Source organism: Arthrobacter sp. B6 (genome assembly GCF_001663775.1).
GTDB lineage: Bacteria > Actinomycetota > Actinomycetes > Actinomycetales > Micrococcaceae > Arthrobacter.
The window spans coordinates 240,007-252,779 of sequence record NZ_KV467169.1; the positions used below are offsets into that span (position 1 = coordinate 240,007).

12 protein-coding genes, 1 pseudogene and 1 riboswitch are annotated in these 12,773 nt (G+C 64.8%); of the genes and pseudogenes, 5 read left to right on the plus strand and 8 right to left on the minus strand.

Features of this window, described 5'->3' with window-relative positions:
* Positions 1-3 precede the first annotated feature (3 nt).
* From AU175_RS15745 to AU175_RS15760, 4 genes and pseudogenes are all read right to left on the minus strand, one after another.
* On the minus strand, positions 4-444 hold the full coding sequence (locus tag AU175_RS15745; protein ID WP_066291755.1) for a DUF1810 domain-containing protein: 441 nt from the start codon (positions 442-444) through the stop codon (positions 4-6).
* The gene (locus AU175_RS15750; RefSeq protein WP_231938630.1) at positions 422-982 is read right to left on the minus strand and encodes a DNA alkylation repair protein; all 561 of its coding nucleotides are present in this window, start codon (positions 980-982) and stop codon (positions 422-424) included. The genes AU175_RS15745 and AU175_RS15750 overlap by 23 nt, the downstream gene beginning before the upstream one ends.
* Positions 983-984: 2 nt before the next feature.
* Positions 985-1,347, minus strand: a complete 363-nt coding sequence (locus AU175_RS15755; protein ID WP_066291758.1) for a TraR/DksA family transcriptional regulator — start codon at positions 1,345-1,347, stop codon at positions 985-987.
* Positions 1,348-1,466: 119 nt separating this feature from the next.
* Positions 1,467-1,899: pseudogene (locus tag AU175_RS15760) on the minus strand (recombinase family protein); the annotation flags it as partial.
* A gap of 524 nt (positions 1,900-2,423) precedes the next feature.
* On the opposite strand from AU175_RS15760, the gene AU175_RS15765 reads away from it, so the two are divergent.
* The 4 genes from AU175_RS15765 (at position 2,424) to AU175_RS15780 (ending at position 6,050) form a co-directional block, all read left to right on the plus strand.
* Entirely contained in the window at positions 2,424-3,308 is an 885-nt protein-coding gene (locus tag AU175_RS15765) for a hypothetical protein (RefSeq protein WP_066291761.1), read from the plus strand.
* Positions 3,309-3,797: 489 nt separating this feature from the next.
* Positions 3,798-5,282, plus strand: a complete 1,485-nt coding sequence (locus tag AU175_RS15770) for a DUF1538 domain-containing protein (RefSeq protein ID WP_066291763.1) — start codon at positions 3,798-3,800, stop codon at positions 5,280-5,282.
* Positions 5,279-5,629: a P-II family nitrogen regulator gene (locus AU175_RS15775; RefSeq protein ID WP_066291765.1), complete on the plus strand. Its 351-nt coding sequence runs from the start codon at positions 5,279-5,281 to the stop codon at positions 5,627-5,629. The genes AU175_RS15770 and AU175_RS15775 overlap by 4 nt, the downstream gene beginning before the upstream one ends.
* A gap of 31 nt (positions 5,630-5,660) precedes the next feature.
* Positions 5,661-6,050, plus strand: coding sequence for a CBS domain-containing protein (locus AU175_RS15780; RefSeq protein WP_066291768.1), 390 nt, complete (start codon positions 5,661-5,663; stop codon positions 6,048-6,050).
* A gap of 66 nt (positions 6,051-6,116) precedes the next feature.
* Here AU175_RS15780 and AU175_RS15785 read toward each other — a convergent pair whose 3' ends face one another.
* Positions 6,117-7,397, minus strand: a complete 1,281-nt coding sequence (locus tag AU175_RS15785; protein ID WP_156642440.1) for a lytic transglycosylase domain-containing protein — start codon at positions 7,395-7,397, stop codon at positions 6,117-6,119.
* Positions 7,398-7,788: 391 nt separating this feature from the next.
* Positions 7,789-7,985, plus strand: a riboswitch (cyclic di-AMP (ydaO/yuaA leader).
* Between the two features lie 3 nt (positions 7,986-7,988).
* On the opposite strand from AU175_RS15785, the gene AU175_RS15790 reads away from it, so the two are divergent.
* Positions 7,989-8,831, plus strand: coding sequence for a C40 family peptidase (locus tag AU175_RS15790; protein ID WP_066291771.1), 843 nt, complete (start codon positions 7,989-7,991; stop codon positions 8,829-8,831).
* A gap of 69 nt (positions 8,832-8,900) precedes the next feature.
* On the opposite strand, the gene AU175_RS15795 is transcribed toward AU175_RS15790, so the two are convergent.
* The 3 genes from AU175_RS15795 to AU175_RS15805 all read right to left on the minus strand — a co-directional run bounded on the left by AU175_RS15795 (position 8,901) and on the right by AU175_RS15805 (position 12,734).
* Positions 8,901-10,364 carry a protein adenylyltransferase SelO gene (locus AU175_RS15795; protein ID WP_066291773.1) on the minus strand — a complete coding sequence of 488 codons (1,464 nt, stop codon included), beginning with the start codon at positions 10,362-10,364 and terminating at the stop codon, positions 8,901-8,903.
* 418 nt (positions 10,365-10,782) lie between these two features.
* Positions 10,783-11,760: a dienelactone hydrolase family protein gene (locus AU175_RS15800; protein WP_066291776.1), complete on the minus strand. Its 978-nt coding sequence runs from the start codon at positions 11,758-11,760 to the stop codon at positions 10,783-10,785.
* An 80-nt stretch (positions 11,761-11,840) separates the two neighbouring features.
* Positions 11,841-12,734: a ribonuclease Z gene (locus AU175_RS15805; RefSeq protein WP_066291778.1), complete on the minus strand. Its 894-nt coding sequence runs from the start codon at positions 12,732-12,734 to the stop codon at positions 11,841-11,843.
* Positions 12,735-12,773: the final 39 nt, after the last annotated feature.

The following is a 12,773-nucleotide window of genomic DNA, read 5'->3' on the forward strand; positions in this document are numbered from 1 at the left end:
AGCTCAGTCCCTGTCCTCTGCCAGCAGAGAGTCGGTGGCGGGGTCGGGCTCGCCGTCGAAGAAGTCGGCCAGCACGGCTTTGAAGATGGTCTCCCCCGGCGCAGCACGCAGGAACAGGGTCATGGAGGACTGGAGCTTCCTGGCGTCGATGCCGCCGAGGATGTCGACGGCGGTCTGGTCGGCGTGGGTGTCAATGGCGGCTGCGGATTCAAGGAGCCGCGGGCCCAGGACGTCATGTTTCAGGTACGCCTGCGCTTCCGCCAGGGAGTTGATTGCATACTTCACCGAAGTGGGGCTGCTGCCGAGCCCTGCTATCTGCGGGAAGATGAACCACATCCAGTGGCCGGTCTTCCTGCCGAGGCGCAGTTCGGCCAGCGCCCGGCTGTATGTGCCGCCACTGTCCTGGGCCTCAACAAAACGCTCAAGGTTGTGGGGATCGTTCATGTCCGTCTCCTTCTTCAGGCATTGCCGTTTTTTCTTCGGTCAGGGACGCGGCGCGGCGGACCCAGTCGTCAGGGTCCCCGCGCCAGCGGTTGATGACGACGTCGGCGCGCTGCCGGTCATTTCCGACCAGCACCTTCAGCAGCGGAACCACGACGTCGCTGATCAGGAGGTCCACGAGCTCACCGGTGTGCGCGGACCTGATAAAGCCCTCGAGCCTGGTCAGGTCAGTATGCCGCAGCATGGACACCCGGGACTGCAGCAGCACCACGGCGGCGAGGCGGCGCTCGTAGACCGGCTTCCGGCCGGGGCCTGGCTGGCCCCAGAGCAGTGATGCCAGGGCCGTAACGTCATCATGGCCAAGGTCCTTGAACTTCCGGCCGGCGTCGCGGACGGTTCCCCGGACGGCTCCAACCGATGCCCCGTAGGAACCCAGGGCGCCACCCACCCGGGACTCCACATCGTCCGCGCGGTACCAGGCGCCTTCATTCTGCAGGGTGGTGTCGATGAAGCCCGCAGCCTCCAAAACGGTCTGGTTCACCGCTATCGCCCGCGCCGCCCGGCGGAGGCGTGCTCTATGCAGTACGGCGTCCAGGGCCGGGCCTCCAGGCGGCCCTCGGCAATCGGCCGGCCGCACACTTCGCACACTCCATAAGTGCCGTCGGTCATCCGCTGAAGGGCCGCCTCAACCTCGGCCAGCCCGGAACTGCTCTGGTTCAGCAGGGCAGAGGCCTGGGACAGCTCAAAAGCAATGGTGGCGCCCTCGGGGTCGTGCTCGTCGTCGACGTTGGCGTCCCTGCGCGCAGCATTCGCTGACGAGATGTCCGCCTGCAGCGCCGGAAGCAGGGCAAGTTTTCGTGCCCGCTCTTCCTCCAGCAGGACCCGGAACCGTTCAAAGTCAGCCATGGGAAAAGCCTAGCGCCGCCGGAGCCTGTGAATGTCGCCGTTAAAATGGCGGCGTTCTGTTATCGCTAAATGTCGCCCTGCTGGTCCGCAAGCGCTTGTGATCGCCTGCAGAACGTGGCTCAGGACATTCCAAAGTCCCGTGCAACCTGCGCGGCGGGATCGCCGCCTTTGACCAGGCGAACAGCGCTTCGAATCTGACTATCGGTAACCCGGCGTGGACCGCTGCCAAGGTCCTTCCCGGCTTCTCTTCTCTTGCTGATGGAACCCGTGACGCGTTCGCGCTTGATCTCGTGTTTCATCTGCACGAGGGCAGCCATGACCGTGAACAACATTGACCCCATGGCGTGGCTGTGTCGACATCGCCTCCGCCAGGTTCGGGACGCGCAGGCCGGCGCCCTTGCTGCGGAGCTCATCGGCGAAGGCGGGCATGTTCTGGGTGGATCGCCCAAGTCGGTGCAAGGTTGTGATGACAAGGGTGTCGCCCTCTATTAGCGCATCGAGAGCCCGATCGGACTGTGGTCGCGGCGCGCGTGCTCCGGAGACCCCGCGTAGCCAATAAGTTTCGTCACGGGGCGCCTCCGATGTGTCTCATAACTAATGGTTGGCATGAAGGTTCAACCACGAGGTTTCGAGACATGGTTACGAGAATCGCCGCGCAAAGAGAAAGCAGCTTGATTTCACGAGGATCAGCACTTTATCGCACAGGGAGTTAGAACGCCGCGTGAGACGTCTCATATCCCAAAGGATACGAGACGGAGTGATTAGGCCAGACCCTCACTCCGTGACCCTACGTCAATGAGAGAGCGGTTCCAGGACAATGCTTCGCCTTGATTTCTGGGTCGCTCATCTGCCTTGGTCCGACTCGCCCAGGGCGCCGCGCCGCCTGCACGCATCAGTGCGTAGTCCTGTCTCCCTTTTATTAGTGACTGAAATAGGGGGCATGGGCCCTTTCGCGCCTTGCCGTCCGGGCGTAAAGTCTTACCACCTCGACACCAGACAAACGCCACGGCGTAAGGCGTGCATTGACACCAGAGGTGCCGTCCTTGCGGGACCCACCTCATTTAAAGGAAACAATCATGAGAGATTTCAGCACACGGGCCCGTTACGGGATGAAGGCGGCTTGCACGGTCGTGGCACTCCTTGGGCTCGTGGTGACAGGCATGACTCCGGTGGCGGCTGCTCCGCCATCCAAAAATGCGGACCTTGTGGGCAACGACGTTTCCTGGCCCCAGTGCGGTAAGACCCTTACCACCGGGCAGGCATTCGCGATCGTGGGAGTGACCGGCGGACTGGCCAACAACACCAACCCTTGCCTCGCGGAGCAACTCGCTTGGGCGGCTCGCTCTACTGGGGGAACTGTGCAGCCCAAGGTTGCTTTATACGTGAACACTGCCAATCCGGGACATGAGGGGACTTGGTGGCCGTCGTCCAACATCTACCCCGATGTGGAAGTCCCGAACCCTTACGGGGTATGCCGGGCGCCCGCTGGCGAACCCGAAGGCCCAGTCGACCTCCCCTGCTCATACATGTACGGCTACGCAAAGGCTTATGACGACGCAACCATCCGAGGCGTCACGGACCCCGGCACCTATTTCTGGTGGCTGGACGTGGAAACGGAAAATAGCTGGCAGATCGACACTGAGAACGCCACGGCCCTGAACCGGGCGACCCTTGAAGGGATGGTCGACTACTTCGAGAGCATCACTGCCGGAGGTAAAAACGCCGAAGGTAAGGCCGCCGGTGTCGGGATTTACTCGACAAGCTATCAGTGGGGAATTATTGCCGGGACGGTGCCGTCCAGCAGCTCCCTCGCGGGGTTGCCCAGCTGGCTTGCAGGTGCCAAAACCCTGCGGGGAGCGAAGTCGAATTGTTCTCTGCCTGGCCTGACGCCCGGCAGCCCGGTGACAGTAACGCAGTATGTGTCGGCCGGACTCGATTACGACTACTCCTGCAAAGGCTGACCGCGAAGGCCATTTCTTGTACTCGCCGCGGGTCAGCCGCAAAGGTTGCATGCTCCAAGAGTCGGCGACGATAGCGGCTGTGAATATGACGGCGGCGGGGAGGTTGGTGGTGAGGTCTTCTTCGGCGGCGATGGCCGCTTCGGGTTTATGCGGGGTGGTGAAGACGACGGCGAGGCGGTGACTGCGAGAGCGCCGGAGCAGGCGACCATGGGGGCGTATCTGTGGGCGCGTTTGCGTGGTTCGTACCGACCTTCGGGTGGGCCGCGTGGTCTGCGGGCAGGGTTTGCTGGTGCCACGTCCAAGGTACGGCGGAGCCACCGAGTTTGGGGAGGGCTGCGTCTGAGGTGGGTGCGATAAACAGCACCGTGAAAAGGCCGCCATTTATCGCCGAAAGCCACAGCCGGAGCCTGTCGCTGATGGACAGTTTTTGCCTGTGCGGGCAGACTGTAGGCCCAGGTACTCACAGGATCGTCACCGGGAGAGGACCCGATGGAGCACCTCAGCCGATTCGCCCGCGAATTCCTTAAGGCGCTCAAGAACCTCCTGCCCATCGTGGTGGTTGTTGTGGTTTTCCAGCTGCTGGTGTTCCGTTCCATGCCCGATGATCCTCTGATCCTGGCGGCGGGGCTCCTGATTGTGGCTGTGGGCATCGCCCTGTTCCTGCACGGGCTGGACCTGAGTATCTTCCCGGTCGGGAAGAACCTGGCGAATCAGTTCGTCAGGCGCGGCGCCCTGGGGCTGCTGCTGCCCTTCGGCTTTGCCATTGGATTTGCTGCCTCCGTCGCTGAGCCCGCGGTCATTGCCGTCGCTGAGCAGGCGCAACTGGTCAGCGATGGCCGGATCAACGGACTGGTGCTGCGCTTCGTCATCGCCGTCTCGGTGGGCCTGGTCCTGGTCCTGGGCATCCTGCGTGTCCTGCGCGGCTGGGCCGTGTACAAACTCCTGATCGCCGGTTATCTGATAGTGCTGGCACTCAGTTACCTGGCCCCGCCGGAGATCATTGGCCTCGCCTACGATTCGGGCGGCGTCACCACCAACATAGTCAGCGTTCCGCTCATCGCGGCGATCGGCCTTGGTTTGGCGAACTCGATCAGGGGACGCAGCCTCCTGGCGGACGGCTTTGGCATGGTTGCGCTGTGCGTGATGGTGCCCATGATCGGAGTCCAGCTTTATGGGACCTGGGTGTATGCCTTTGGCGGTGCGGGGGACGCGGTGCCGGCCCCCGGTTCAGGGGAGGACCCGGGTGAGTGGGTGGTCGGCATGTTCCTCGGCCTGGCTTCAATGATCCGGGAGGTACTGCCGATCGTGGGCGTGGTCCTCTTCTTCCAGTACGTGGCACTGCGGCGGAAGCTGGCACATCCACTGCGGGTCGTCGTCGGGTTCGCCATGGTCCTGGTGGGGCTGTATGCCTTCGTTGTGGGACTGAAACTTGGGCTCTTTCCCATCGGGACGCTCATGGCTGAGCAGCTGATCGGGCACGGGGTACCTGCCCTGATCGTGCTGTTCGGGCTGCTGATCGGTTTCGCCACCACTATGGCCGAACCCGCGCTGGTAGCCATCGGTGAGCAGGCCCAGGACGCGTCACCGGGACGGATCAGCGGGTTCGCTGTCCGGGTGATTGTGGCCACCGGTGTCGCGGTGGGCATCGCCTTTGGTGTGTACCGCATCTTGGTGGGTGGGCCGTTCCACTACTTCATCATGGCCGCGTACGCGGTAGCGATGGTGCTGGTTTTTTTCGCACCGAAGTACATCATCGCGCTGGCTTTCGACCTCGGGGGCGTGACGACGTCGGAGGTCACCGTGCCGCTGGTGACAGCCCTTGGCATCGGCCTGGCAGCAGCGGTAGAGGGAAGGGACGTGCTGATCGACGGGTTTGGCCTCATCGCTTTCGCCTCGATCTTCCCTGTCATATCCGTCATGGTGTATGCCATGGTGATGGAGAAATTTCCCCGGCTGAGGAGGGAACCGGCATGAAGTTCACCGCCATTGTGGTCATCGCCCCTGATGACCTTGAAGACAAGGTCATCGAACATGCGCAGCGGGCGGGCGCCACGGGGGTGACAATTTTGCCCGGGAAGGGAATCGGTGGCGAGGCCAAGAAAACGTTCTTTGGCCTGACGTTCGAAGGAACACAGTCAGTGCTGCTGATGGTCGTAGGCGCACACCTCAGCGCCCCAATCCTAAAGGAACTGCACCAGGTCCTGGTCAGCGGAACTGAGTCCCGCGGACTGGCCTTCGCCATCCCCATCGAGCACCTGACGGGGATCGATATGCGGCAGGTAGTCAGATTCGAGGAACACTTGCGCCGTGAGGACGCCTGAGCCGGTCCAGCACTCTAGGAGGAGGAAGAAGATGCTCACTGTCAAAGATGTCATGGTCCCCCAGGTCGTCACGATCTCCCCATACAGCACGCTCCGCGAGGCGCTGTCCATGATGAAGGAGCGCCAGGTAAAGAGCCTGGTGGTGGACCGGCAGCACGCCCACGACGCGTATGGGCTCCTGAGTTACAGGGAACTTCTGGACACCGTTGTCGCGCAGGAGGGCGATGTGGATCTGCTCAACGTCTACGACGCCGCCACCATTCCAGCGATCACTGTCAACGAGCACCTGTCCGTGCGCCAGGCGGCGGCCCTGATGAGCCGCTACCACCTCAGCCGGCTCGTCGTGGTGGAAGGCAACCAGCTCGTCGGCCTGCTCGCGATGAACGACATCCTGGCCCGCCGCATGGAGGAACTGACCTGACACGGCGCTCAGGGCGAGTCGTTCCCGCAGGGGGTCCTGCCGTGCCGACCCGTCAGCGCGGAAGGCTCAGTACCAGTTGTACCGGACGGAGTGGTTCCAGGCTCCGCACGGTGACCCGTAGCGGTCCCGGATGTAACCGAGGCCCCACTCGACCTGGGTCCTGTAGTTGGTAAGCCAGTCGCTGCCTGCACTCGCGTACTTACCGGCGGGCAGCGCCTGGGCGATGCCGTACGCGCCGGAATAGGGGTTGGTTGCTGTAGTCAGCCAGTTGGATTCCTTGGTCCACAGCTGGGCAAGGCACTGGAACTGGTCCTGGCCCCAGCCATAGGCTGACAGCCGGCCGGAGGCATAATTCTTGGCTCCGGCCGGATCGTTGACTGCGCCGCCCGGAACAGAAGGGGCGACGACGACGACGGGCGGCGGAGCCGGCGTCGGAACCGGGACAGGAGCCGGGGCCGGTACCGCCGGGGCGGCCGGGGCGGCCGGGGCGGCCGGAACCGGGTTGGCGGGTTTCTGCGCGGCGGCCTTGGCCGCCGCCTCAGCCTGCTGCCGGGCCTGCTCCTGGGCAGCAGCGCGCTTGGCGGCCTGCGCCGCTTCGTAGGCGGCCAAGGCTGCCTGCCCTTGCCGGAACTCCCCCTCGACGGCGGCGCTGGTGCCTTTAAGCGATGCCAGCTGTGCGGTCAGTTCCTCGCTGCGCTCCTGCTGCTCCGAAACCTGCCGTGACATGGCCTGCTGGGCGGCCTGGGCTGCGTCGAGCTTGCTCTTTGCTTCCCCTGACAGCCGCTCGCGTTCGGCCCTCGCTGCCTGCTCCTGTTCGCCCAGGGCGCTGGAGACACGTTGGGCGGCCGTGGATTTGTTGACCAGGTCTGCCGTCTTGTCGCTGACGATCTGGACTATGTTGAGGCCCTGGATGCTGTTGGTCTGGATGGCGTCGAGGGCTACCAAGATTCCCATGTTGGTGCCGCCGGTCTTGTACGACTGGGCGGCCAGGGCTCCAATTTCCCTTTTGTACTGCCCCAGTTCGGCAGCGGCACGTGCTGTCTGGGCGGTGAGGATATCCACTCTTGAGCTGGCTGCCTGAACCGCTGCTTCGGCCAGGGCGTACTCGGCGGCGGCGGTGACGGCGGCATTTCCCAGCGCCTCGGCCTGGCCCTGGAGCCCGCCGAGCAAGTCATTGATGCGGGTGACCTCTGCCGCCTTGCCCGCCTCGCTTTGCTTGGCGTTCTGCACGTCCTGCCAGGAGGGGTAGCCGTCCGGCGGCGCGCCATCCTCGGCGCTGGCTGGCGGCAGTGAGAACGAAGCAGCCAGCACAACCGCAAACACAGCCGTCAGGGCGGGAATTCTCACTCTTTGAGCAAACGGGGACATAGTTGGTGAGCTTACCGGGCAGAACGCCGTGTCTGGCGTTCCTGGTGCAACAAAGTTATCCAGCAGGGCCGCTGCCGGCGCGCCGCACACAACGCCGGCTCACAGGCCTCGGCATACCATGTCCCTCCGCCATCCGAGCGTCAAACCGCCGCGGAAGTCATCTTCGTAATGTGAAACCGGACACACTGGCTGAGCTTTTGGGGCATATACCCTTTCGCCTCCTGACCTGCTATGTCGTCTCCGGGCAAGGAAATCCGCGGTGAAGATTGGGTGGATTTCACCCCTACATGCCGTTATCGGAATGTGACATTCCTATCCGGCAGTAGTTATTGTCGTGCAGTGCCCCGGCTCAAGCCCGGGACATTCCCGTCAGTATGCCGAGCCCTGCCGCTGACCGGGATCCAGTCACTTTCCACTGGCAGGGACGGGGGAACCACGTTTCCACGGCTTCACTTCGAAGCCTTGGGGTTAAGTCAGTAGCGCTCCGTCCCGTGCGGCGGCGCTTCCGGCCGGGTGTCTCCGACCCGAACCCGACAGCTCACCCCGCAGGCATGGGAGAGGCGATTACCCGTGTCCAAGAAGTCCAATTCCGCACGCCACCGTGCGACTCCAATCCGCTCAACTGCAGTTGCAGGCCTGTCATCAACGGCCAAGGCACGCGCACTGACGTTCGGCCGGCCGGCCCTCGTGGCTGTTGCCGCCTCCGGCCTGCTGTTCAGCGTAGGCACCCCCGCACAGGCCGGCGTCCACGGACCCGACAATTCCGGGACCGTTAATGTCCAGGGCCAGACCACTGCCCCGGTAGCAGCACCGGCAGCAGCCGCAGCTCCGGCCGCAGCCGCGAACGTCCACACCGTTGTCTCAGGCGATACCCTGGGCGCGATTTCCGCTTCCTACGGCGTCGCACTGAACGATGTCCTGGCAGCCAACGGACTGTCCCTGAGCACCATCATCTACCCCGGTGACCAGATCCAGATCCCGGGCGCCGGATACGCCGCACCGGCTCCGGTGGCGAAGGCCGCCGCAGCACCGGCCCCGGCCGCCCCGGCCAACACCGGTATCACCCTGGCTCCGGCTTCCGCGCCGGTGGCCCAGGCGCCGTCCGGCTCGGTTGGCTCCGCGATCCTCGCTTCCGCCTACTCGCAGGTTGGAGTCCAGCAGGACTGCACCGCCATGGTGGAAAAGGCACTGCGCTCAGTTGGCAAGAGTGTGGGGGATTTGGCCCCCGGACAGTTCTACCAGTACGGCACCGTGGTGGGCACCCCGGCGCCCGGTGACCTGGTCATCACCGCCGGCCACGTCGGCGTTTTCGCTGGCAACGGCCAGGTTGTCAGCGGTGGCGTGGACGGTTACAAGACCGAAGTCCACTCCCTCAGCTGGCTCGCGGGAGCGTCCTTCGTCCGCGTAGCGTGATCCCAGCCTGTTCGGCGGCGGCGGGCGGCACCAAGCCGCCCGCCGCCGTCGTCCATCCTTTATGTGCGCTCAGGTTCCGCAGAAGGTGCGGTAGCTGCCGAAGTCAACCGGCGCGGGATCTGCGTAGCGTTCAAGGCCGGGGTGCTCGGTGTACGGGTGCGCCAGGACGTCCACCAGCCGGCGGAAGGGATCCAGGTCGCCTGCGGTAGCGGCGCCAAGGGCCTCTTCCACCAGGTGGTTCCTCGGGATGTAGACGGGGTTTACCCGGTCCATCATGTCCGCGTCGGGTGCCAGGGCGAGCCACTTTTCGGCCCAGGCATCGAATACGCCGGGGTCAGCAAACATGCTCCGGGCTGTTTCAGGTGTACCGCGGGCTGCTGAGCCGAGGCTCCGGAAGAACGAAGTGTAATCAACCTTTCCTTCCTCAAGCAGTGCCAGGACGTCGTTCACCAGTGGCGCCACTGCGTCGTCCTTCGCGTCCGCGCCCAGCCCAAGCTTGGATTTCATCCCGGCGGACCAGGCCTCGCTGTAAAGCTTCCGGAACGCGCCCAAGGACTCCACGGCGAGCGCAACAGCCTGCTCCTGGTCCTCATGGAACAGCGGCAGAAGCGCCTCTGCCAGCCGGGTGAGGTTCCACTCAGCGATGAGCGGCTGGTTGGCGTAGGCGTAGCGTCCGCCCGCGTCGATCGAGCTGTAGACGGCGCCGGGATTAAAGGCATCCATGAACGCGCAGGGTCCGTAGTCGATGGTCTCGCCCGAGATGGTCATGTTGTCCGTGTTCATCACCCCGTGGACAAATCCCACGAGCATCCATTGCGCCACCAGCGACGCCTGGGCGGCTACCACCGCCTCGAGCAATGCGATATAGGGCTGGTCCGCCTTCCCGGCGTCCGGATGATGCCGGCTGATCGCATGATCCGCCAGGCGGCGAAGGAGGTCCGTGTCACCGTTGACCCGGGCGAACTGGAAACTGCCCACGCGCAGGTGGCTGCTCGCGACCCGGGTAAGTACAGCCCCGGGAAGCATGGTGTCACGGCGGACCGGCCGTCCTGTGGCCACGACGCCGAGCGAACGCGTGGTGGGGATGCCCATGGCGTGCATGGCTTCACTGACAATGTATTCACGCAGCATCGGACCGACGACGGCGAGCCCGTCACCGGCGCGGGCGAACGGCGTACGGCCGGAGCCCTTGAGGTGAACGTCGCGCAGGCGCCCGTGGACGTCGGTGACCTCGCCCAGCAGGAGGGCGCGCCCGTCGCCCAGCAGCGGTGAATACCCGCCGAACTGATGTCCCGCGTATGCCTGGGCAACCGGCGTGGCACCTTCCGGGATCCGGTTCCCGATCAGCATCAGCGTCCCCTCGGTCGTCTGAAGGGAGGCCGGGTCCAGGCCCAGCTCACGGGCCAGGGCCTCATTCAGGACGAGCAGTTCGGGGGCCGGTGCCTCTTCGGCCTGCCATGGAACAGCAAGCTCCTCGAACTCCCGGGCGAAGAGCCCGTCCAAGCTGAGCGTTGCTGGGGTTGTGGTGCTCATCTTTCAAGACTACCCGCGCAGGCAAGGGGTTGACGGCGTAAAATTTTCGGTACCGGTTCATCGCTGCTTTGGGCAGTCAGGGGTAGTGGAAAGGTCGCGGTCCCCGTGGTCAAGAATCCGTTCGGGCATCACCAGCATGAAGTCGAAAAGCCGGCTGACTCAGCCAGGCGAACTCACCGGTCCTGGCTGCGACGGGAGGACTCGGGCTTTGAGCGCGGGCGGAGCAGCCTGTTTTTCCTGGCCCACGACCTCCCGCAACCGCCTGCCGTGACCTGTATCCAGGGGCATGAAGTACGCGACGGTGAAACCACGTGTGACCACGGGCATCCCGTCGGGTGATGAGGCCTAAGCGGCACCGCCTGGCCACCAGGCGCCGTTTAGCTCCGCCAGGGTCCGGCGCGCACAGGGGCTGTCCCGCTCAGACGTGCTGTTGGAACCACGCCAGTGTGTCGTTCCAGGCAGCCGTGGCCTGGGCCTCGTTGTACCGTTGACCGGTGTCGTTGTGGAAGGCGTGGTCAACGCCGGGATACACCGTCAGCTGATGCGTGATGTTGTTGGCCGCCAGGGCGTCCTTCAGTGACGGCATGGCGCCTGTGATCCGCTGGTCCCGCTCGGCGTAGACGCCAAAGACGGCGGCCTTGATGGCCGGGACCTTGTTGAGGTCCGGCGCCGGGCCGTAGAACGCGGCGGTTGCTGCCAGTCCGGCCAGTTCCGTCGACGCCTGCCAGGTGATCCCGCCCCCGAAGCAGTAGCCGTTCATGGCGATCCGGGCAGGATCAACAAAATCCTGGGAGGCCAGGTAGTCAAAGGCCGCGGCGAAATCAGCCACGTGCCGCTGGGCGCCTGCCCTGGTCAGCGCACCCGGAACGGCGTCCGCATCCATGCTTGCCGTCCCGCCTTCCCTGCTGAGCAGGTCCGGTGCCAGGGCGCTGTAGCCGGCCAGGGCGAAGCGCCGGGCCACGTCCTGGATATGGGGGGTGAGCCCACGGTTCTCATGGCAAACCAGCACGGCAGGTCCGCTCGCCGCCCCGTCCGGCCGGGCAAGGTAGCCGCTGATCCCGGTGCCGCTGGAGGGGAAGGTGACCGTCGACGTCGTCAGCCCGCCTGCTCCCTCGGGAACGGAGAGCGGGCTCCTGGCGCCCGGAACGGCACCGGAGGCCGATGTGGTATTCCCTGCCGCCCCGGACGTCGGGGCGGGCGTAGGCATGGGGTCGGTGCGGCCGGGGACCTCTTCGGGGGTGCAGCCCACCAGCAGCATCGCGGCCGAGGTCGCCGCCATGCTTCCGGTGATGAACGCGACCCGGCGCGTGAAGGTGCGGTGGGTCATGTCCCCGGCGCGGTAATCGTCGAAGAATTCCTCGATCAGGTACTTCTCAAACTTGCCAAGCTGAACCATTGGGGCCTCCTGAGGATGGCCAACATCCTCCTCCGAAGGCCGGCGTCGGGCAAGGGCCGCCGGGCGTATCCGGTTCCCATTCAGGGCTGTAGCCGTCGTTTGGGGAAGGCGATCCGGTCCAGATCATTGGCCGCAATAATGGTGGCCGCGCCGGCACGCTCTTTGGCCTGCCGGGCAAGAGGCGTAACGTCATCGCTGTACCTCGATGAGAAGTGGGTGAGCACAAGGGTGCCGACGGCGGCGCTGGCCGCCAACTCCCCTGCCTGCCCGGCGGTGAGGTGCCGGTACTCCTTGGCGAGCCCGGCGTCGTCGTTGCTGAATGTTGACTCCGCCACGAGCAGGTCGACGCCGTCCGCCAGTTCCTCGCCGCCCGCGCAAGGGGCCGTGTCCATCACGAAGGCGAAGCCCTGGCCGGGCCGGGGAACGCTCACGTCCTCCCGACGGACGCTACCCAGCCTGCCCTCACGCTGCAGGCGGCCGACGTCGGAACCCCAGATCCCTGCCGCGGCGAGCAGGTCCGGAAGGAAGGTGCGGCCATCCGGTTCTGTGAGCCTGTAGCCGTAGGTTTCGATGCGGTGCTTCAGCGGCCGTACCTCCAGGCCGCGTGCCACCGTTCCTGCGCCACCGTGAGGGTACAGCCGCAGGTCAATTCCCGGAGAACTGACGGCTACCAGGGCACGGACCAGCTCCTCGCCCGATGCCGGATAGTGCAGATGGACCGGATGGGCCACCCCGTCCAAAGCCATTCTCGAAAGCACGCCGGGCAGGCCGAAGCAGTGGTCACCGTGTACGTGCGTGAGGCAGATGCGCGTGATCTGGGTGGCCGAAACCCCGGCGTGGATCATCTGGCGCTGCGTTCCCTCGCCCGGGTCGAACAGCAGGCCTTCCCCGTCCCACAGCAGCAGGTAGCCGTTGTGGTTCCGCGTCCGGGTTGGGACCTGTGAGGCTGTGCCGAGCACAACTAGTTCACGCATGGCTTCGGTACCGAAAAGCAGGTCCCGGAAAAATCCAGG